20 protein-coding genes are annotated in these 22,234 nt (G+C 32.2%); 14 read left to right on the top strand and 6 right to left on the bottom strand.

Features of this window, described 5'->3' with window-relative positions; all coding sequences use genetic code 11:
- Window positions 1-119: 119 nt before the first annotated feature.
- From gldG to Q0935_RS03075, 4 genes are all read right to left on the bottom strand, one after another.
- Window positions 120-2,513 (bottom strand): gliding motility-associated ABC transporter substrate-binding protein GldG, encoded by a 2,394-nt coding sequence (gene gldG / locus Q0935_RS03090; RefSeq protein ID WP_299382263.1) that lies wholly within the window; start codon window positions 2,511-2,513, stop codon window positions 120-122.
- Between the two features lie 36 nt (window positions 2,514-2,549).
- Complete coding sequence (locus Q0935_RS03085) at window positions 2,550-3,344, bottom strand: SDR family oxidoreductase (protein WP_299382261.1); 795 nt, start codon at window positions 3,342-3,344, stop codon at window positions 2,550-2,552.
- 12 nt (window positions 3,345-3,356) lie between these two features.
- Window positions 3,357-3,653: a putative quinol monooxygenase gene (locus Q0935_RS03080; RefSeq protein ID WP_299247020.1), complete on the bottom strand. Its 297-nt coding sequence runs from the start codon at window positions 3,651-3,653 to the stop codon at window positions 3,357-3,359.
- A gap of 76 nt (window positions 3,654-3,729) precedes the next feature.
- Window positions 3,730-4,584, bottom strand: coding sequence for an SAM-dependent chlorinase/fluorinase (locus Q0935_RS03075; protein ID WP_299247022.1), 855 nt, complete (start codon window positions 4,582-4,584; stop codon window positions 3,730-3,732).
- A 122-nt stretch (window positions 4,585-4,706) separates the two neighbouring features.
- Between Q0935_RS03075 and Q0935_RS03070 the strand changes: the two genes are divergently transcribed.
- On the top strand, window positions 4,707-5,663 hold the full coding sequence (locus tag Q0935_RS03070) for a PhoH family protein (RefSeq protein WP_299382258.1): 957 nt from the start codon (window positions 4,707-4,709) through the stop codon (window positions 5,661-5,663).
- Between the two features lie 168 nt (window positions 5,664-5,831).
- Complete coding sequence (locus Q0935_RS03065) at window positions 5,832-6,782, top strand: phosphoribosylaminoimidazolesuccinocarboxamide synthase (RefSeq protein ID WP_299382255.1); 951 nt, start codon at window positions 5,832-5,834, stop codon at window positions 6,780-6,782.
- Between the two features lie 90 nt (window positions 6,783-6,872).
- On the opposite strand, the gene Q0935_RS03060 is transcribed toward Q0935_RS03065, so the two are convergent.
- A complete protein-coding gene (locus Q0935_RS03060) occupies window positions 6,873-7,961 on the bottom strand; it encodes a heparan-alpha-glucosaminide N-acetyltransferase domain-containing protein (RefSeq protein WP_299382253.1) in 1,089 nt (362 codons plus the stop codon).
- Window positions 7,962-8,024: 63 nt separating this feature from the next.
- On the opposite strand from Q0935_RS03060, the gene Q0935_RS03055 reads away from it, so the two are divergent.
- Entirely contained in the window at window positions 8,025-9,401 is a 1,377-nt protein-coding gene (locus Q0935_RS03055) for a sodium:alanine symporter family protein (protein ID WP_299247029.1), read from the top strand.
- On the opposite strand, the gene Q0935_RS03050 is transcribed toward Q0935_RS03055, so the two are convergent.
- Window positions 9,398-10,318: an AraC family transcriptional regulator gene (locus tag Q0935_RS03050; RefSeq protein ID WP_299382251.1), complete on the bottom strand. Its 921-nt coding sequence runs from the start codon at window positions 10,316-10,318 to the stop codon at window positions 9,398-9,400. The genes Q0935_RS03055 and Q0935_RS03050 overlap by 4 nt on opposite strands.
- A gap of 172 nt (window positions 10,319-10,490) precedes the next feature.
- On the opposite strand from Q0935_RS03050, the gene Q0935_RS03045 reads away from it, so the two are divergent.
- From Q0935_RS03045 to Q0935_RS02995, 11 genes are all read left to right on the top strand, one after another.
- The gene (locus Q0935_RS03045) at window positions 10,491-11,990 is read left to right on the top strand and encodes an aldehyde dehydrogenase family protein (protein ID WP_299382249.1); all 1,500 of its coding nucleotides are present in this window, start codon (window positions 10,491-10,493) and stop codon (window positions 11,988-11,990) included.
- Between the two features lie 75 nt (window positions 11,991-12,065).
- Window positions 12,066-12,419: a DUF779 domain-containing protein gene (locus Q0935_RS03040; RefSeq protein WP_299382246.1), complete on the top strand. Its 354-nt coding sequence runs from the start codon at window positions 12,066-12,068 to the stop codon at window positions 12,417-12,419.
- Window positions 12,420-12,583: 164 nt separating this feature from the next.
- Window positions 12,584-13,003, top strand: a complete 420-nt coding sequence (locus Q0935_RS03035; RefSeq protein ID WP_055446300.1) for a helix-turn-helix domain-containing protein — start codon at window positions 12,584-12,586, stop codon at window positions 13,001-13,003.
- 105 nt (window positions 13,004-13,108) lie between these two features.
- Window positions 13,109-14,356: a hypothetical protein gene (locus Q0935_RS03030; RefSeq protein WP_299382241.1), complete on the top strand. Its 1,248-nt coding sequence runs from the start codon at window positions 13,109-13,111 to the stop codon at window positions 14,354-14,356.
- A 12-nt stretch (window positions 14,357-14,368) separates the two neighbouring features.
- The gene (locus tag Q0935_RS03025; protein ID WP_055436786.1) at window positions 14,369-14,629 is read left to right on the top strand and encodes a DUF4212 domain-containing protein; all 261 of its coding nucleotides are present in this window, start codon (window positions 14,369-14,371) and stop codon (window positions 14,627-14,629) included.
- Between the two features lie 123 nt (window positions 14,630-14,752).
- Window positions 14,753-16,519 (top strand): sodium:solute symporter family protein, encoded by a 1,767-nt coding sequence (locus tag Q0935_RS03020; protein ID WP_299247044.1) that lies wholly within the window; start codon window positions 14,753-14,755, stop codon window positions 16,517-16,519.
- 174 nt (window positions 16,520-16,693) lie between these two features.
- The gene (locus Q0935_RS03015; protein ID WP_299247045.1) at window positions 16,694-16,888 is read left to right on the top strand and encodes a hypothetical protein; all 195 of its coding nucleotides are present in this window, start codon (window positions 16,694-16,696) and stop codon (window positions 16,886-16,888) included.
- Window positions 16,881-19,571: a sensor histidine kinase gene (locus Q0935_RS03010; protein ID WP_299382239.1), complete on the top strand. Its 2,691-nt coding sequence runs from the start codon at window positions 16,881-16,883 to the stop codon at window positions 19,569-19,571. Before Q0935_RS03015 ends, Q0935_RS03010 begins: the two co-directional genes overlap by 8 nt.
- Window positions 19,572-19,587: 16 nt before the next feature.
- Window positions 19,588-19,953, top strand: a complete 366-nt coding sequence (locus tag Q0935_RS03005; RefSeq protein ID WP_299382237.1) for a response regulator transcription factor — start codon at window positions 19,588-19,590, stop codon at window positions 19,951-19,953.
- 71 nt (window positions 19,954-20,024) lie between these two features.
- Window positions 20,025-20,243, top strand: a complete 219-nt coding sequence (locus tag Q0935_RS03000) for a hypothetical protein (RefSeq protein ID WP_299247051.1) — start codon at window positions 20,025-20,027, stop codon at window positions 20,241-20,243.
- A 3-nt stretch (window positions 20,244-20,246) separates the two neighbouring features.
- A complete protein-coding gene (locus Q0935_RS02995; protein ID WP_299382235.1) occupies window positions 20,247-22,142 on the top strand; it encodes an acetate--CoA ligase in 1,896 nt (631 codons plus the stop codon).
- Window positions 22,143-22,234 lie beyond the last annotated feature (92 nt).

Below are 22,234 nucleotides of genomic sequence, written 5' to 3'. Positions count from 1 at the left end.
TATTGGTCGTTAAATTCTCAATAATTAGTTATTACAAATATATTGTTTAACTGCCTAAAACAGAAACAAACTTATTAACAGAATTTTTTCATTAAAACGAAAAAATAGTGATGCTAATTTTAACTTTTTTTAGCGTATTTACGTTTTCTTAAAAAGTTAAAAACAAAGCCAAACAAGCCTAATAGCAGTAAAGGCAACACAATATTAATGGTTTGCCATTTTGTTTTTTCTTTAGCAATTTTTGCTTGATCTAAAAACGCAACTTTTACTTCCTTGCTTCGAATGTTTATAAGTCCGTCGTCATCTAAAAGATAATTGACAGCATTAAGCAAAAATTCTTTATTGCCATAAGTCTCTTTTGTCCACTTATCGAACCCTAAAGTTGTTGGTCTACCTTTGTCTATGTCGTTTTTAATAACATCTCCATCGGCAATAATTATCATTTTAGTTTCGGCGCTTTTTGTTTTGTCATTTTCTAATTGAAGTGGCTTTACACGATTGTTATAAACCGATGTAAATTCACCTTCTAAAAGCACAGCAAGGTTTTGTCTGTCTTTAGTAAAAAGCTTAGAATCTGGCTCTGTTAAAGCAAAACTTAGATTTATCTCTTTTGGAGTACCTTCTAGACGACTTGGTCTATCGGTTTTAAGTAAAATAGTCTTCTTAATGTCGTTTTTAAGCGTGTCTATTTGGTTTGCAAAGTCAAACTTTACAAAGTTTAAATTATTAGTAATTGGGTGGTTAACATCGCTTAATGCTAATGGCGAATAGGGCCATAAAAAATGTTGAAGCTTTAAGCTTTCATCTTGACCAGTTTCTAAAGTTATTCTACCAATATTCTGACTCTTAACACTCGTTAATAAAGGATTAATACGTGCACCGTATTTAAAAAAGTAATCTGTTAAATTTAAATCTCTAGGAATTGCAATATTCTTGCCTTCAGGATTAAATAAACTGTCCTTTTCCATGACAACTTTATCTATTAACCATAGACTTTTGCCACCATTCATAGTGTATTGGTCGAGTACATATTTTTCTTCTTCAGAAAATGCTTCTGTAGGTTTAGCTGCAATTACTAAATCGTAAGTGTTTAGAGATTTAGCCGTTTTTTGTGGGTTTGTAGCCACACTATCTAATGTAAAAGGAGCAATGTAATAGTATTGACCAAGCGTGGTTAAAAAGTCTGCTATTTTAAGATCTTCAAGTTCTGCATTTCCTTTTAAAATTGCAATTTTCCTTTTTTTAGGGTTTATAAGTTTGCTTAAACCATCGGCAAAGGCATATTCTAAGTGTTGTACAGAGTTTGTTACCAATTCTTGTTGGTTGGCATTTACTTTGTATTTAACTAAAGGAATATCTACCGTTTGGTTATTGTAGCTTGCCAAAGCCCAAGGTATAATTACAGTTTGCGATTGCTTCCCATTATCTTGAACGCTTAATTGCATTGGTGTTAAGCCACGATCTGTAAGTTGAGCTATGTTGCGTTCGCGAGTAGCTTCGTCTTCAATAGGATTTATAAAATTGAATTTTATATTACTATTATATGCTGTAAATTCTTCTAGTAATTGTCTTGTTTCGGTTTGTAATCTTCTAAATTCTGAAGGAAAATCTTCGCCTTCTAAAAAGACATCAATCAATATTGGAGAATCGACATCTTTTATAACATTTAATGAGGCTTCGTTTAAAGTATAACGACTATCTGAAGTCAAATCAAAACGTTTGTATATAGTTGTACTAGTAACATTTAAAACAATTAAAGCTATAGGGATAATAGCAAGATGTAACCATTTTATAGGTTGAGAGCCTTCTGCATTTATACGTTTTACGGTTAAAAATATAAATAGCGCAGTAACACTTAAAAAATAGATAATATCTCTGGTGTCTAGAACGCCACGACTCATACTTTTAAAATGAGATGCCATACCTATTTGCTCTACAAAGCTTCCTAAAATATCTGCTAAGCCTTCAAAACCAACATAGAATAAGAAACATAGAAAAACGGCTATAATAAAAGCGACTATTTGATTATCGCTTAAAGTAGAAGAGAAAATACCAATTGCCGTATAAGCTGCAACTAAAAATAGTAGCCCTAAATAAGAACCTAAAGTACTCCCAACATCTAAATTACCAACAGGTTTACCTAATTGGTTAACAGTATAAACATAGAGTAGAGTAGGTATAAGTGCTAAAATTATTAATAAAAATGCTCCAAAATATTTACCAAGTACAATTTGTAAATGAGAAATAGGTTTGGTTAATAAAAGCTCTAAAGTACCTTGTTTTTTTTCGTCGCTAAAACTACGCATAGTAACAGCAGGAATAAGAAAAATAAGAATCCAAGGCGATAATAAAAAGAACGATGATAGGTCTGCAAAACCATAATCGAGAACATTAAATTCACCTTTAAATAGCCATAAAAGCAAGCCATTTAATAATAAGAATATAGCAATCACCAAATAACCAATTGGTGAAGCGAAAAACGAGTTTATTTCTTTTTTTAAGAGTGCTAACATTTAAATTCTTGTGTTTTTGTAAAAGTACTACTAAATTTAGGTTACGCTTAATTTGCGTATCATTTTAGATAACAATTTTGGGAAAAAGCGTTTTGTATAAACGCCTAATTTTTCTTTAAAGCCAGCAATATAGACTTCTTGCTTCTTTTTATATATTGCTTTAGCCATTAATCTAGCAAAATGTTTTGGTGCTATTCCGTTTTTGGTAGCATTATCCATTTTGTTTTGTGCTTTACCGTTTCCAGTTAATGCATTTAAAGATATATTGGTATTAACAAAACCTGGACAAACCAAAGTAACTGCAATATTGTTTATGTGTATTTCGGCTCTTAAACTATCAAAAAAACCATGTAACGCATGTTTACTTGCTGCGTAGCTAGAGCGTAAGGGTGTGCCAATTTTTCCAACTATACTTGTTGTTGTAACAAAATGACCACTTTGGTTTTTTATAAAATGAGGTAATAATGCTTTTGTTAATGCAACTGTTCCTAGATAATTAACATCCATTATACGTTTGTCTACGTCAATGCTTGTTTCTTTTGTAAAAGAGCGTTGACTAATACCTCCATTGTTTACTAGAATATCTATAGTTTTAAAAGCAGAAATAGCTTCTTCTACTTTTAGTTTAAAAGTATTATAATCTTCTAAATCTAGAGTAATTAATTTAATTTCTGATGATTGATTGCATAGGTTCTTAACAATTTCTAATGCTTCAATATTTCTAGAAGATAATATAAGTTTTGCACCCAGATTAGATAATTCTATAGCCAAATGCTTGCCTATTCCAGAAGAGGCACCGGTTATCCATATAACTTTGTTGTTGAAGTTCATGAATTGATCCTGTTATTTTAAACTCTCCAATTTATCCACACTCCAAGCTTCTGGCTTAGCATTAAACATAGGTTTTGTTTCTGCCCAAATACCTTTAAATAAATCGGAATGTCTGTAGTTATTTAAATCGTCTTCAGTATTCCAATAACTATACGTAAAAAAGATGTTTGTATTGTGTTTATCGCGATATAATTCAAGACGTTGACAACCTTCAAAGCTGCGAATTTTTTCTTTTACCGTTTCAAAATTTGCTAAAAAAGGTGTTATATTTTCTTCGGCGAAACTCAATTTAACAATTCTTACAAACATAAATTATATCTATTTTATTTATTTCCGCGTAAGCGAAATCTAATTTTGTTTAACTTTTTAAAAGTACAGTAATTCTTTATAATGGAACATTCGATACTGGTTTCACAAAATTAATTGTAACAGTATCTCGTAGTTTTAAACCCATTAAACTACTAGCACCACCAACGTTGCCAGTATTACCTTTGTAAATGGCAATTTCTAAATAGTTAGACGAGTTAAAAACCACCAAACCACGACCTTCATCGTTTCGGTTTTCTTCGGGTATATCGAAATTTATAATATCGCTATACTTAGCGTGTATTTTTTTAAACTTGTGGCTTCTTGCCGAAACCTCAAAAGCACGTCCTTTTTGTATATTTTCAAAAAATGACTTTTTAATATTTGTAACTACGTTGCCGTAATTATCGATATAAATTATGCTTCCTATAATTTGTGTTTTTTCATCGTTAATATAAGGTTCAAGGTTTCTTATAGGTTTAATAGTGCTTATGCTTTTACCTATAACACCTAAAGTTCCACCACGAGCAATGTGGCAGGCAACCTTAACAAAAACGTCTAGTACAGGAAAACTGGTTTCAATTTTATCGTGAATATTAATTTCTACAATTTGTTTTGGTACTATTTCTGCACAAATCATACTCATAATTCCATTATTAGCACACACAAAAAAGTGCCCGTCTAATTCTATGGCAATATGTTTGTTTTCTTGGTTAATTTCAGAGTCAAGACCAATAATATGTATGGTGCCATCTGGAAAACTACTATATGCATTTTGTATAATATAAGCAGCTTCAGGAATATTAAATGGTGATACAGAATGCGAGATGTCAACAATCCTTACATCTGGTAATTCGCTATAAATAGCACCTTTTATCGCACCAGCAAAGTGATCTTTCTCACCAAAATCTGTAGTTAATGTGATAATTGCCATTTAGTAATTGTTGATATTTTTATTGATTAATAGTCTTAAAAGTTAACTAACTTCCTTAAGTTTATAACAAAGAACAAAACTAAGAAAATAGAATAGAAATTCTTAATTAAAACGATACGCTTTTGAACGAAATAATAATTCAACTTGAAGAAATCACTCCGAAAGAATTTTTTGGAGCTGGAAACGAAAATATTAAACTTTTAAAAAAACACTTTCCTAAATTAAAAATTGTTGCACGTGGTAACGAAATTAAGGCTTTTGGTGAAGAAGAACTTTTAGACGAGTTTAGTAGAAAACTAAAAATGTTAACCAAACATTTTGTTAAACATAAAAAATTAGACGAAAACGCAATAGAACGTGTATTAACAAGTAATAGTAGTGAAGATTATAATACCACTGCAAAAAGCGGAGAAACCATAGTGCATGGTGTAAATGGGAAACTAATAAAAGCCCAAACAGCAAACCAGCGTAAGTTGGTAGAGCTTATGCGTAAAAACGATATGGTGTTTGCTATTGGTCCTGCAGGAACAGGGAAAACCTATACAGGTGTTGCATTAGCGGTAAAAGCATTAAAAAATAAAGAAGTAAAACGAATTATTTTAACGCGTCCGGCAGTAGAAGCAGGTGAGAATTTAGGGTTTCTTCCAGGAGATTTAAAAGAAAAATTAGACCCATACATGCAACCACTTTACGATGCACTTCGTGATATGATTGCTCCCGAAAAATTAGCGCAATACATAGAAAATGGTACCATACAAATAGCACCTTTGGCCTTTATGCGTGGACGTACTTTGGATAATGCATTTGTGATTTTAGACGAAGGACAAAACACAACGCACGCACAAATGAAGATGTTTTTAACACGTATGGGAAAAAACGCTAAGTTTTTGCTAACAGGCGATCCAGGACAAATAGATTTACCAAGACGTACTGTTTCCGGACTTAAAGAAGCCTTATTGGTTTTAAAAGATGTAGATGGTATTGGTATGGTTTTCTTAGACGATAAAGATGTAGTGCGTCATAAATTAGTAAAAGCAGTAATTGCAGCGTATAAAAACATAGAAAACATCGAAGGATAGTTTTTTTTGAAACTTAGGAACTTGCTTTTTGCTATATTTTTTATTTTAAATTCTATATATTTTCTTAATTGAAAATGCTAAGAATGATATTAAATTTAAAATTAATCAATATTTTTGCAACACCTAAAATATAGGTAACACAACACACAACTAAAAACTATTACACTCGTGGCTAATAACACAATTACAGACACCAATTTTAAGTTTCCAAATCAGAAAAGTCTTTATAAAGGCAAAGTAAGAGCCGTTTATAATATAAACGACGAAGAATTAGTAATGATTGCAACAGATCGTTTAAGTGCGTTCGATGTTGTAATGCCAAAAGGAATTCCATATAAAGGGCAAATACTAAACCAGATAGCAACAAGTATGATGAAAGCTACCGAAGATTTAGTACCAAATTGGTTAACAGCAACTCCAGATCCTAATGTCGCTGTTGGACACTTGTGCGAACCTTTTAAAGTAGAAATGGTAATTCGTGGTTATATGTCTGGTCATGCGGCTAGGGAGTATAAAGCAGGAAAGCGCATGCTTTGTGGCGTTGCAATGCCTGAAGGAATGAAAGAAAACGATAAGTTTCCTAATCCTATTATTACGCCTGCAACTAAAGCTGAAATGGGAGATCACGATGAGGATATTTCGCGTGAAGACATTCTGTTAAAAGGAATAGTTACAGAAGAAGATTATATTGTTTTAGAAGATTATACAAGAAAATTATTTCAACGCGGAACTGAAATAGCAGCATCTCGCGGATTAATTCTTGTAGATACTAAATATGAATTTGGAAAAACTAAAGATGGAAAAATTGTTTTAATCGATGAAATCCATACACCAGATTCTTCACGTTATTTTTACGCAGATGGTTATCAAGAACGTCAAGATAAAGGTGAAACACAAAAACAATTGTCTAAAGAATTTGTAAGACAATGGTTAATTGCTAACGATTTTCAAGGATTAGAAGGGCAAACAGTTCCTGTAATGAGCGATGAGTATATTGAAACAGTTTCAGAACGTTACATCGAACTTTTCGAGAATATAATGGGAGAACCATTTGTAAAAGCAGATGTTTCTAATATTCAAGAACGTATAGAGAAAAATGTTTTAGCGTATTTAGCTTAAAAGTATTTTTATTAAATAGATAAACCTCACCTGTTGTATAAACTAGTGAGGTTTTTTTTGTTCATAAAACAAGCAACTTACATTTAAACTTTATCGTTTTAATTTAAAATATAGTTTACGTATCTGCTTATAAATAAATGCATTCGTTTTTACATAATAAAAAGAAATAAAGCAAACCACCACAACAAATAGTATAGCACCAATAACAGCTTCTATTGGTGTTAGATTTTGGTAGAAAAAATGTTTTAAGCCAACGCCTGTAAAACTTCCAAAAATAATAACAAAATGAATAAAATAAATAGATAGGGTTTTCTCTCCAATTTTCGAGATTATAGATTGTTTTAAAAAGTTTTCTAAGCTATAAAAAACACCAAATAGCAAAAGCACATTTCCAAAGCGAGTAAACAGATAATTATAATATGCAGAAGCCTTAAATATTTCTACATCTGTTAAATAGTAAAGCTTCATTAAAGCCCAAGAAGAGCATGTTATTAATAAATAACCGATGATAAAAAACAAAATAGAAGTTATTAATCTAAACCGTTTTTTATGTACATGTCTAAAAAATATTGTAGCTAAAAAACCGCCAAAAGCAACGAATCCAAACCACGGTAAAATGGTAAAAATTGAACCGTTAGCTTTGGTTAGATAATTCGCTAATAATTCTGGTAGCCGATTAAAATTTAGGTCTTTGTAAATAGGTTCGTATAAAAAACATAAAATGCCACTAACTAATAATACAACAGATAATATACGATCTTTTTTAAGTGATAAAATATACAAAACAATAAGCAGTATTAAGGATAAGCCTATACATTGTAAAACGTCTATTATTAAAAAGTAAGTATTAAAACTACCGTATAACCAACCTAAAAAAGGAATACGTAATAAATAGCCTATGGCAATTAACATTAAACCACGTTCTAAGCCTTTTTTTATTCTCGCTTTATCGCAACCTTTAGCCTTGGCTTTTAATATTAAGTAAATAAAAACTAAACCAGAAATAGTAAAAAATACTGGAGCGGTAATACCTCTAAAATAATACCATATGTTGTAAATGGTTTTAGTATTATCGTTATAAATAGGGTCTAAGAGTGTGCTAATAAAATGGCCTTGAAGCATCATTAAAATAGCAAATGCACGTACGGCATCTATAAAATATAATCTATTTGGGTTCAAATAAAAGAGATATTTAAAAGTGTAAAGATAATAGGTTATATTTAAAGTCTAAACTCAATTTACGTGTATAAATTAATAAACGATTTTATAGCAGATTTTGCCTCATTCGTTTGGGGACTGCCATTACTAATTTTACTAATTGGAGGCGGTTTTTATCTGCTTGTGCTTTCACGATTTTTACCATTTCGTTATTTAGGCCACGCTATACAAGTACTTCGTGGTAAGTATGATAATCCAGAAGATGCTGGAGAAATTTCACATTTTCAAGCCTTAACAACAGCATTATCATCTACCATAGGTATGGGAAATATAGCTGGTGTTGCAGTTGCTATTTCTATTGGTGGACCAGGTGCTGTTTTTTGGATGTGGGTTAGTGCAATCATTGGTATGTCTACAAAATTTTTTACGTCGAGTTTAGCAATTATGTACAGAGGTAAAGATAGTGAAGGCAAAACACAAGGTGGACCAATGTATTTTATAATGGAAGGTCTTGGTAAGCATTGGAAACCATTAGCAGTATTTTTTAGTCTTTGCGGTTTAATAGGAGCATTGCCTGTTTTTAACGTCAATCAATTAACGCAAGCCATTAACGATATTGTTTTAAAGCCAAATGGAATAGTAGTAAATTTTACTTCTAACTTAATAATAGGCATTGTTTTAGTAGTAATAACATCTATAGTAATTCTTGGTGGTTTAAATAGAATAAGCAAAGTGGCATCTAAGCTAGTGCCAAGTATGGTATTGTTATATTTTGTATTGATTCTTATTATTTTATTCGCTAATGCGGAAGTTGTCCCGACCTATTTTAAATTGATTTTTACAGATGCTTTTGCAGCTGAAAACTATAAAGGTGATGCCTTTTTAGGAGGTTTGTTAGGCGGTCTAATAGTTTTAGGTGTTCGTAGAGGTGCTTTTTCTAACGAAGCAGGTATTGGTACTGCGCCTTTAGCACATGGAGCGGCAAAAACTAACGAGCCTATTCGTGAAGGTTTGGTAGCAATGTTAGGTCCAGCAATAGATACATTAATTGTATGTACATTAACCGCTTTAGCTATTTTAGTTACAGGAGTTTGGCAAACAACAGAAGCTAATGGTGTAAGTTTAACAGCCAATGCTTTTGGAGCAGCAATGCCAGTTTATGGTAGGTATTTATTGCTACTTTGTATTGTAGTGTTTAGCGTGTCTTCCTTATTTTCTTATGCGTATTATGGCGGAAAATGTTTGTCGTTTTTAATAGGAGATAAAAACAAACATTACTATAACTATTTCTATATCTTAAGTATTATTTTAGGAGCAACAACTTCGTTGGCTTTAATGATTAATTTAATAGATGGCATATTTGCATTAATGGCAATACCAACAATGACAGCGACATTAATTTTAGCACCAAAAGTAGTAAAAGAAGCGAAAGCTTATTTTAAGCGAATGAAAAATATTTAAGCTCTATTAATAGACGCCTTAAATTGTTGAGGCGTCATTAATTCCATTTTTTTAAACTGTCTGTTAAAGTAACTGGTATTATTAAATCCAGATTTAAATGCAATTTCCGACATTCTAAAATCTTTAGATTCTTTAATAAGTTTTTTAGAAAACTTAATCTTTTCAGAATTTATATAATCAATAGGAGAGACGCCTAATGTGTTTTTAAATTGTTTATGGAAGTGAGATGTACTCATGTAAGCTTTTTTGGCTAGTAAGTCCACACTAATATCTTTATTCGTTAAGTTGTCTTTTATATACTTAATAACAGTTCCAATTCTGGTATCGTTAAATACTTGGTTAGGATCGTTTATAATTAAAGACTTGGCTTTGGTTTGCAGAAGCCTAATAATTAATTCCTGAATCATTAAATCTAACAACACATCCTTCGATTTATTATTGTTAGTAAAGGTGTAGGTTAGACGCTCAATTAAATGATTAACATCTGTATTGTTTATTAAATGCGAAGCAGTTTCATCTAAATTCCAATCTTTATTCTCATTTTCAATGGCAACTTGCTGATTGAATTTTTCAACAACCTCATCAATTTTAAAAGCATCAATACCTAGTGCTAAACATTGCGTTGGGCTATTTTTTGTAGCAATTGGAAAATCAATTATCATTTCCTTATGAGATGGCATCACAACAGATTCGCCTGTAAAAAAATCAAAAGCTTCAAAACCATCAAGATGCATCACTTTTTTGCCAGTAAGCATACTTGCTATAACCGGAAAATCAAATGTTAACGACACTTTTTCCGCGAAAGCGTGAGTTTCAAAAATATTAAGTTCTGCATAATCAGCATTATATGTCGTTCTGTTTTCCACTAAAGTGGTCAGTTTTCTACTATTTCTATGTTGATTTAAAATGGACTTCATACTCAATATTACTAAATTTTAATACATAAACACTTAAATAAGAGATATGTTCAAAACTATGATAAATACGTTCAAGATAATTAGAATATGATAAAATAACTTTATCAAAAATAAAGATAATGTATTTTTTATATAAAAAAATTATCTAATTATTAATTTAACAAGATTTTGTATGAGTTATTCTAAACCGGTGTTTAAAGAGAAATATGGCAATTTTATAAACGGAAAATTTGTAGAACCCATAGGCGGACAATATTTCGAAAATACGTCTCCAATCGATAATAGTTTAATAGCTAAATATCCGCGTTCTCAAAAAGAAGATGTAGAGATGGCTTTAGACGCAGCTAATGCAGCAAAAGAAGCTTGGGGAAATACCTCAGCAACAGAAAGAGCGACGTTATTAAATAAAGTAGCAGATATTATTGAGGCTAATTTAGAGGAGTTCGCAATCATGGAAACTTGCGATAACGGAAAACCTATTCGTGAAACATTAAATGCAGATATTCCTTTGGCAGTAGATCATTGGCGTTACTTTGCTGCTTGTATTCGTTCGGAAGAAGGAAGTGCAGCAGAGCTAGATCAAAATACACTATCCTTAAATATAAAAGAACCATTAGGTGTAATTGGTCAGATTATTCCATGGAATTTCCCACTATTAATGTTGTCTTGGAAATTACCGCCAGCACTAGTAACTGGTAATTGTGTGGTTTTAAAACCTGCAGAGCAAACACCATCTACAACGACTTTATTAATGGAGAAAATAGCAGATGTTTTTCCTCCGGGCGTTATAAATATAGTCCATGGTTTTGGTCCAGAAGCAGGAAAGCCATTAGCTTCAAGTTCTAAAGTAGATAAAGTAGCCTTTACAGGAGAAACAACTACTGGGCAGTTAATTATGCAATACGCTTCTAAAAACTTAAATCCTGTAACTATGGAGTTAGGTGGTAAGTCTCCAAACGTATTCTTTAATTCTGTCATGGATCATGATGATGCTTATTTAGATAAAGCTGTAGAAGGTGCTGTTTTATTTGCATTTAATCAAGGAGAAGTGTGTACTGCACCTTCTCGAATTTTAGTACAAGAAGATATTTACGATGCATTTATGAAGCGTGTTGTAGAAAGAACTAATGCTATAATTCAAGATAATCCGTACGATGTAAATACAATGGTTGGTGCGCAAGCGTCTAAAGATCAACACGAAAAAATAAAATCTTATATAGAAATAGGAAAAGAGGAAGGTGCAAAAGTACTAGCAGGAGGTTCTGCTAATGTATTAGAAGGTAATTTAGCAAACGGATTTTATATTAAACCAACTATACTTGAAGGTCATAATAAAATGAGAGTGTTCCAAGAAGAAATTTTCGGACCAGTAGTTTGTGTTACTAAATTTAAAGACGAAGCTGAAGCTTTGGAAATTGCTAACGATACACTTTATGGATTAGGTGCTGGTGTTTGGACACGAGATGCGCACCAACTATATCAAATACCAAGAGCTATAAAAGCTGGTCGTGTTTGGGTTAATTGTTATCATGCATATCCTGCACATGCGCCATTTGGAGGTTATAAAAAATCTGGATTTGGTAGAGAAAATCATGTGATGATGCTTAATTACTATCGTCAAACTAAAAACATGTTAATCTCTTACGATAAAAATAAATTAGGTTTCTTTTAATAGAAATTAAATAGCGAGAAGAGCTGGATTACAAAATGTAGTTCAGCTTTTTTTTAATTAATTTAAATCCATACTATGGAAAGAGTAACAATAACAGAAGCGGCAACAAAGGTTTTAGAACAATTGAAAGTAAAACATGGCGATTTAATTTTTCATCAAAGTGGAGGCTGTTGCGATGGTTCTGCTCCAATGGTTTTCGAAAAAGGTGATATGTACTTAGATGAAAGTGATATTCTTTTAGGAACTTTAAATGATGTTAATTTTTATATGAATCAGGATCAATTCGAATATTGGAAGCACACACATTTAACAGTAGATGTTACAGAAGGTCGTGGTGCTAGTTTCTCTTTAGAGATTCCGCTAGGTCTTCGATTTTTAATACATTCAAGGTTATTAACTAAGGAAGAAGAGTCTTTTTTTAATGGTTAACACTTACTTGTATAGTTAATAGTATTTTCATTTTAATAATTTAAGCTCTAAAAATCAGATATAATCTTGGTTTTAGAGCTTTTTTTATTAATAATTCTTAATTTTTTAACAATATGTTTTTATTTATATTGCTAAATTGATATATTTATGCTAAATTAATATACATGACAGTAGATTTATGTCCTAATTGTGGATCAGACCATTACATTAAAAGCGGAATTGTTAACGATAGACAGCGTTATAAGTGTAAAAAGTGCAACTATTTCTTCTCTGTAAATAAGATTGGGAAGAAGATAGACGACTACTACGTTAACAAATCACTACAGTTATACTTAGAAGGTTTAACGTATAGAGAAATCGAACGCATTTTAGGAATCTCTCACGTAAGTATCATGAATTGGGTTAAAAAGTATAATATTAAACGTCCATATAATTCTAATTACCATCCTACATACAAGATTTTAAATGCTTCAGAATTAGCTGTTTATTTTAGTAATGCCGAAAACATAAAAGGAGCAGGTGTTGTGGTTACAGAGTTAGGAGATAAATTCATGCTCATTAAATGGGAGCGTTTTAAAGATTAGTATATTAAATTAACAAAAAAATATATTAATTTTTTGTTAATACATTGTTTTTAAGAGATTGTAGTGCACACAAAACTAATTAACTACTAATTAATCCTTTAAACAATGAGAAAACAAACCCTTTTATTGGCTGGACTCTTTTTAATGTCCTTTCAATTTATGACTGCTCAAGGCTCACCAGATTACACTGGAGGTCTTAAGTTTAAATTTAACGAAGATGGTTCTAAATATTTTCGGCTTATTTCTTGGGCGCAAGTCCAAGCCAATTACAATACAGACAATACTTTTGATGCTAACGGAAACGAAAACAGTAAATTAAATTTTAATTTACGTCGTGCTCGTATATTAATGTTTGCACAAATTAATAAGGACTTTTTAATTGTAACGCACTTCGGTTTAAATAGTTTAACAAGTTCTACATTAAGTCCAACAGGAAAAGGAGATGGTTCTCAACTCTTTTTTCATGATGTTTGGGCACAATACAATTTAGGTAAAGATCACACAGTTGGTGGTGGTTTACATTACTTTAATGGTATTTCTAGATTAAACAATCAAAGTACGCTTAACATGATGACGTTAGACAATAACCGTCAATCTTGGGCAACTATTGGATTATCCGATCAATTTGCACGTCACTTAGGTGTATTTGCAAAAGGTAAATTCGATAAACTTCAATACCGTGTCGCTATAAATGATGCATCAGTGTCGTCTTTAGATGCTAGAACTGCTGTTGCAGGAGGCGATGCTGTTTATAATGGTCGTGCTAATTTAGGATCTAAAGATGCTGGTAAAACATACGCTGGTTATTTCGATTATAATTTCTTAGACCAAGAATCTAACTTCCTGCCTTATAAAGTAGGTAGTTATTTAGGTGGTAAAAAAATATTTAATGTTGGAGCAGGTTTCTTCTTACATCCTAAAGGCTCTGTAATAGATACAGGTACAGCTTTAACTCCTAATTTAGAGGGTGAAGATGTATCAATATTTGCAGTAGATGCTTTTTACGATGCTCCTTTAAGTGATAATGGAAGCGCAATTACTGCTTATGCAGTATACCAAAATAGTGATTACGGTAAAAACTATTTATATAGTGCTTATGGTACAGGAAGCATGATTTATGGTCATGTAGGTTATGTTTTTAAAGGTGATAAAACTAAAACAAGATACCAGCCTTACGTAAGTTATGGCACACATAGTTATGATGCTGTAGGAGATGATAGATCTACTTTAGGCATTGGTGTAAATGCGTATATGAGTGGACACAATTCAAAATTAACTTTAGAATATAAAAATCAAGAATTTGGAGCTTTAGATTCGAATACTATTTCGCTTCAAGCCATGATATATCTATAAAACTAGCAAACTATGAGTGAAAAACAAAAAAACGCTTCGGCGTATTGGAAAGAGAACATAAAGTATTTAGCAATATTACTTGTTATATGGTTTGTTGTATCCTTTGGATGCGGTATTCTCTTTAGAGAAGAATTAAACCAAATAAGACTTGGTGGTTTTAAACTAGGATTTTGGTTTGCCCAACAAGGCTCAATATATGTATTCGTTATTTTAATATTCGTATACGTAAGATTAATGAACAAACTAGATAAAAAATACGGTTACGACGAGTAGTCGAGCTAATAACTAAATGTTTGCTTTAAATTTTTAACAGTCAGTTCGAGTGATTTCGATTTTTCTTCGGAATTGTATCGAGAATATTTACAAATTTAAAGGGAACCAAAAAAAACAAATATTATGAGTGTACAATTTTGGACCTGGTTATTAGTAGGAATTACTTTTGCCTTATATTTTGGAATCGCAATTTGGGCAAGAGCAGGCTCAACGAAAGAGTTTTATGTTGCTGGTGGTGGTGTTTCACCTTTAGCAAATGGTATGGCTACTGCAGCCGATTGGATGAGTGCAGCCTCCTTTATTAGTATGGCAGGAATTATTTCCTTTTCAGGATATGATGGTTCTGTTTATTTGATGGGATGGACTGGTGGATACGTGCTTTTAGCATTACTTTTAGCACCTTATTTACGTAAGTTTGGAAAGTTTACAGTTCCAGATTTTATTGGAGATAGATATTACTCTAATACAGCAAGAACAGTAGCAGTAATTTGCGCATTAATTGTATCGTTTACATATGTTGCAGGTCAAATGCGTGGCGTAGGTATTGTATTTTCTCAATTCTTACAAGTAGATATTAACATAGGTGTAATTATCGGGATGACAGTTGTTTTAACTTTCGCACTTTTAGGAGGTATGAAAGGTATTACATATACACAAGTAGCACAATACTGTGTATTAATATTTGCCTTTATGGTACCTGCATTCTTTATTTCTATGCAAATGACAGGAAACATTATTCCACAATTAGGAATGGGAGGAACCGTTGAAGGTGGAGAGTTCTTATTAGATAAATTAGATAAACTACATGTAGAACTTGGTTTTAATGAATACACAAGCGGAACAAAATCAACTTGGGATGTTTTTGCAATTACTTTAGCGCTAATGACAGGTACGGCAGGATTACCACACGTGATTGTGCGTTTCTTTACAGTACCTAAAGTAAAAGATGCACGTAAATCTGCAGGTTATGCATTATTTTTAATTGCAATTCTTTATACAACAGCGCCTGCAATAGCAGTGTTTTCAAGAACTAATTTAATTGAAACGGTTAGTAATAAAGAATACAAAGAAATTCCAGAATGGTTTAAAAACTGGGAGAATACAGGGTTAATTGCTTGGTCTGATAAAAATGGAGATGGAAAAATTCAATATGTAGCTGGTAATTCATTATCAGGTAAAAAACCAGAATATACAGAAGCAAGAGGAGTCAATGGAGAACGTATTGTTTCTAATGCAAGTGATGCTGAAAACGAATTATATGTCGATAGAGATATTATGGTATTGGCAAACCCAGAGATTGCAAACTTACCAAATTGGGTGATTGGATTAGTAGCGGCAGGTGGATTGGCAGCAGCATTATCAACAGCAGCAGGATTATTATTAGTAATCTCGACATCTGTCTCTCACGATTTAGTTAAAAAACAATTGAAGCCAAACATTTCAGATAAAGATGAATTAAAAGTAGCTAGAATAGCAATTTTTGTTGCCATCTTAATTGCAGGATATTTTGGTATTAATCCACCAGGATTTGTAGCTGCAGTCGTCGCGCTCGCCTTTGGTCTCGCAGCAGCCTCCTTTTTTCCGGCCATTATTTTAGGAATATTCGATAAACGAATGAATAGCCAAGGTGCTATTTCAGGAATGGTTGTAGGTATTGTTTTAATGATGTTCTATATGATGAAATTCAAACTAGACATGTTTGGTGGTGGTACAAGTGAAGATTGGTGGTTTGGTACTTCTCCAGAAGGTTTTGGTACCATTGCAATGTCAGTAAATATTGTAATATCATTAGTGGTATCACGCATGACACCAGCGCCTCCACAAGATGTACAAGATATGGTAGAAAGTATTAGAATACCTTCAGGAGCTGGCGAAGCTTCAGACCATTAAAGTATTGAGTTCTGTCTGAATATTTTTCAGCGAAAGCTAAAGAATATTGAACTTAATTTAAATTTAGTTAGTTAGCAAATCAGCATTACATTTATGTAGTGCTGATTTCTTATATTAGTAAAATTAATACTTCATTTTTGAATAAAGAGAAGTTAAAATATAGAAAACCAATCAATGAAAAAACGCCACGAACAAAAGCTAGTTGTATTATCGGTAGCATTGTGTTTAACTTTCAATATACCATTTATACTTGTTTTTAATTTTGAAGGCGCCATTTTAGGTATCCCAACATTATACTTTTCTATATTTTCAATTTGGTTGTTATCTATTGTTATTTCATACATCGTATTAAAACGCCATTATGAATAACTACGCACTAATTACCATAATTGTAATCTATTTAGTAGTATTGTTTTACATTGCTTTTCTTGGTGAAAAAAAACGACAAAGTAAATGGGTTAACAATCCATATGTCTACACCTTGTCTTTAGCAGTGTACTGTTCTGCTTGGACCTATTACGGTAGTGTAGGTATTGCAGCAAATTCGGGTATTAATTTTTTACCCATCTATTTAGGGCCAGTTATAGCAGCACCTTTATGGATTGTTGTGCTTCGGAAAATTATCAGAATTTCCAAACAACATAAAATTTCATCTATTGCCGATTTTATTTCACTACGTTACGGAAACAGTAGATTCCTTGGAGCATTAGTGACTATAATTTGCTTATTCGGAACCTTACCATACATTTCATTACAATTAAAGGCAGTGTCCGAAACTTTCGAAATTATGTCGGACGATAGTAGTTACGTATCTACGACTGTAATTGACGATTCTACTTTTTACGTCGCTTTATTGTTAGCAATTTTCGCAACCTTTTTCGGAACACAAAATACAGATGCCTCCGAAAAACATAAAGGTATCATTGCTACTGTCGCATTCGAGTCGGTTTTAAAACTCGTATTCTTTTTAGCTATAGGTATTTATGTTACATTTTATCTGTTTGATGGCACTACAGATATTTACAATCAGATTTCAACAACAGAAAACTTTAAAGAGCTCACCACGCTTAGTGGTGTAGAGGACGGTTTTAATTGGTTTTTCTTAATAGGATTGTCTTTTATGGCTATCTTTTTATTGCCGAGACAGTTTCAAGTTTCTGTTTTAGAAAACAACCGAGAGAAACATTTAAAAAAGGCTATTTGGTTGTTTCCGTTGTATTTACTACTCTTTAATCTGTTTGTTATATTTATTGCTTGGGCAGGAAAATTAACTTTCGGCTCCACTCAAAATGCAGAATACTACTCATTGTTATTACCTCTCGAAAACGGAAATTCCTTTTTTGCAACACTCGTTTTTTTAGGTGGTTTTTCGGCAGTAATATCAATGGTTATTGTGTCTACATTGGCATTATCAACTATGGTGAGTAACAACTTAATTATTCCTTATGGTTTCCTGGATAAGTTCATTAAAAACCAACCCGAGCGTAATTCAAAATACATTAAAAACATTCGTCGTATATCTATTTTTACAATCATAATTACAGCCTATTTTTTTTATGTGTCCTTTTCTAAGGAGTTATCGTTGTATTCTATTGGCTTAATTTCGTTTGTTATTATTTCTCAATTAGCACCTTCATTTTTTATAGGTTTATATTGGAATCGTGGTTCTTCAAAAGCAGCAATAACTGGTATTATTGTCGGTTTTCTTATCGCTATTTACACTTTGATTTTGCCATTTACATTGCAAGCTTATACAGGAACAGACGATTTTACACAATATGGTTTACTGGGTATTGAGGCATTAAAACCTAATGCTTTATTTGGTATCGATTTTTTAAGTCCGCCAGCACATGCGTTTTTCTGGAGTATTACTTTTAATATGTTGTGTTATTCGGTGTTTTCATTAACTTCAAAAGGAAATTATAGAGAGCGTAACTATGCCGAAATGTTTGTGGATAGTAACAACTTTTCAACATTACAGGATAGTGCATTGGTTTGGAAAGGTGAAGCTTACGTGGCAGATATTAAAAATGTGTTAATTCGATTCTTAGGTGAAAAAAGAGCCACTCGTGCATTAACTATATTCTTTACAAAGTACAAACTACCACAAGACACACAATTGGCAGATGCGCGATTAATTAATTTTTCTGAAAAACTATTAACAGGAAGTATTGGTTCGGCTTCAGCCAAAATATTAATTGCCAGCGTAGTAAAGGAAGAACAAATTAGTTTAGTAGAAGTACTGAAGATTTTAGAAGAGTCTAAAGAAAACATCGTTAGTAATAAAGTGCTTTTAGATAAGTCGAATGAATTGTCTCAGCTATCTTCAAAACTTAAAGATGCGAATGAAGAATTAATAAGTAAAGACAAGCAAAAAGATGAATTTTTAGACACTGTAGCGCATGAGTTGAAAACTCCAATTACAGGTATTAGAGCTGCAACAGAGTTATTAATGGATGAAGAGGATGACATGCCAAAAGAGATAAAGGCACAGTTTTTAAAGAATATTCTTCAAGATTCTGATCGTTTAGGGCGGTTAATACATAATATTCTAGATTTCGAAAAACTTGAAACGGGTCGTTTGCATTTAGATATGCAATACCAAGACCTCCAGAAAACAATACAGAAGGCAATTAGCAGTATTTCGCAGATTGCTGCCAAAAAGGAAGTTAAAATCTTAAATAAAAATCCGCATGCGTTTAACACTAATTATGATGAGGATCGCATCCTTCAAGTATTAACAAATTTACTATCTAATGCTATTAAGTTTTGTACTGCAAAAACAGGACAGATTGAGATAGATTATAAGTTAGGAAACCAAGTGATGGAAATCTCTGTAAAAGACAATGGTAAAGGGATTCCGGAGGAAGACCATAAGTTTATTTTCGATAAATTTTACCAATCACAAGATCAAAATACAAGAAAACCTCAAGGTAGTGGACTAGGTTTAGCAATTACAAAACAAATAGTAGAAAAGCATAACGGAAAAATTTGGGCAAAAAAAGACGTTAAAAATGGTGCAATACTTGTTTTTACCATCCCTTTTAAGTAAATTGTTGTCATAAAGTATGAAGAAGAAAATTTTAATTGTTGACGATGAGCCAAATATTGTAATGTCGTTAGAATATACCTTCAAAAAACAAGATTTTGAAGTGTTTATTGCAAGAGATGGAAGTGAGGCTTTAGAGATATTAAAACATCATATTCCTAACGTTGTTTTGTTGGATGTTATGATGCCAAATGTAGATGGGTATCAAACCTTAAAACATATTAAAAACACAGACAGTTTAAAAGATACCAAAGTGGTGTTTTTAACAGCTAAAAATAAAGCTTCAGATATTGAAAAAGGTTTAAAACTTGGAGCAGATAAGTATTTAACAAAACCTTTTTCAGTAAAAAAAATAGTTTCAGAAATATTGGAACTAGTGACTTAGAAATATTTTTTGAGTTTTATTAAAATTGGTTTTGTGTGCAAACAAACTAAGTTTAATTAAAGTTTAAAGACATGAAATTTCACATCAACCCATTAGCGTCAGATATTATAATTAGTATCTACATTATTGCTACGCTTTACCTTAGGTTTAAATTTGAAAATAATACCAATGCAAGTCCTGTACTATCTATAGTTTTAGGTCTTTGTTTTGTTGTTATTATTTGGGTGCTTATCAAGCTAAAAATACTTAATCCTAATTGGTTTGGCTTACTTAATTCTAAAAATAAGTAAGGCATGATTTATCAAGAATTTTATAATAAAAGTATCGTCTTACCAGAAGATTTTTGGAAAGAACAAGCTAGTAAACTAGACTGGTTTAAGATGCCAAAAACAATTTTGTCTCACGATAAATACAACTATAATCAATGGTTTGAAGATGGGCAACTTAACCTAAGTTATCTGTGTATAGACAAGCATATAAAAGATGGTTTTGGAGAACAGAACGCTATTATTTACGACTCGCCAGTAACCAATACAAAACAGCATATTACTTTTAATCAATTACACCACGAAGTATCAAAACTAGCTGGTGGATTACAAAGTTTAGGTTTACAAAAAGGAGACACTTGTATTATCTATATGCCAATGATTCCGCAAGCATTATATGCTATGTTAGCTTGTGCTAGAATAGGTGTAATACACTCGGTAGTATTTGGTGGTTTTGCACCACATGAATTGGCTATTAGAATAGACGATTGTAAACCAAAAGCAATCATTACTGCATCTAACGGTATTGAAATAGAGAAGATTATTCCTTATAAACCTTTTGTCGATCAAGCTATTGTTAAAGCTAAAAATAAGCCAGAACATGTTATTGTTTTTGATAGAGAATTAGGTGTTGAAATTCCGAAGAAAAACTACGATATAGATTATACTACTTTAGTAGAAAACTCAACTTCAATTGAGGCTATTTCAATAGAATCTACTCATCCTTCATATATATTATATACGTCTGGAACTACAGGAACTCCCAAAGGTATTATTAGAGATACAGGCGGTTATGCAACGGCTTTAAAATTCTCTATGAAATACATTTATGGCGTAAACGAAGGCGAAACGTTTTGGGCAGCAAGCGATGTTGGTTGGGTTGTAGGACATAGTTTTATTACTTACGGACCATTAATTAATAGAAATACAACCATTCTATTTGAAGGAAAGCCTATTAAAACACCAGATGCATCTACTTTTTGGCGTGTTATTAGTGAGCATAATGTAAAAGCAATGTTTACGGCGCCTACAGCAATTAGAGCAATAAAAAAAGAAGATCCAAACGGTAACATGATTAAGCGTTTCGATTTGTCTTGCTTTAAAAATTTATTTTTAGCGGGAGAGCGTTGTGATGTGGCTACTTTAAGTTGGACTGAAGACAAGCTAAGAGTTCCAGTTATAGACCATTGGTGGCAAACAGAAAGCGGTTGGCCAATGATTTGCAATATGGTTGGCGTAGGATTACGAGAAGTAAAACCAGGTTCGGCAGGTTTACCTGTTTCTGGTTACGATATTAAAATTTTAAATGAAGAAGGCGAAGAAGTAGAATCTTCTGTTGAAGGTTACGTTGTAGTAAAATTACCATTACCACCAGGAACATTAAGTAATCTTTGGGGAAATCCAGACCGTTTTACATCTGGTTATCTAGACCGTTTTCCAGGTTATTATTTCTCTGGAGATGGTGGTTATAAAGACGAAGATGGTTACATATTTATTACAGGTCGAGTAGACGATATTATTAACGTTGCTGGACATCGTTTATCTACTGCCGAAATGGAAGAAATTGTAGCCTCACACCAATCTGTTGCAGAATGTGCAGTATTTGGTGTGCATTGCGAGCTTAAAGGTCAAAAACCTTTAGGATTAGTAGTTTTAAAAACCGAAGCATCTTCTGGAAACGATACCATTCAAAAAGAAATTATACGAGATGTACGTCGAGAAATTGGAGCAGTAGCTTCTTTTAGAGATGTATTAGTTGTAAACCGATTGCCAAAGACAAGAAGTGGAAAAATTCTTCGTAAATTGTTGCGTAATATCGCAGACGAGCAGCAGTATAATATACCATCAACCATAGATGATGTTGTAATAATAGACGAAATTAAATCAGTATATCAAGCCCATAATATTGGGATTCATAAATAAGTATCTCGATACAATGCTTTTAAAATCGAATTACTCGAACAGACAATAGATAGTGATAATGTCACATCGAATGATTTTTGAGAAAAGAAAAA

Origin of the sequence: uncultured Lacinutrix sp. (assembly GCF_947500605.1) — a bacterium.
In the GTDB taxonomy this organism is placed as follows: Bacteria; Bacteroidota; Bacteroidia; order Flavobacteriales; family Flavobacteriaceae; genus Lacinutrix.
This window is presented reverse-complemented; position numbering and strand designations above follow the sequence as displayed.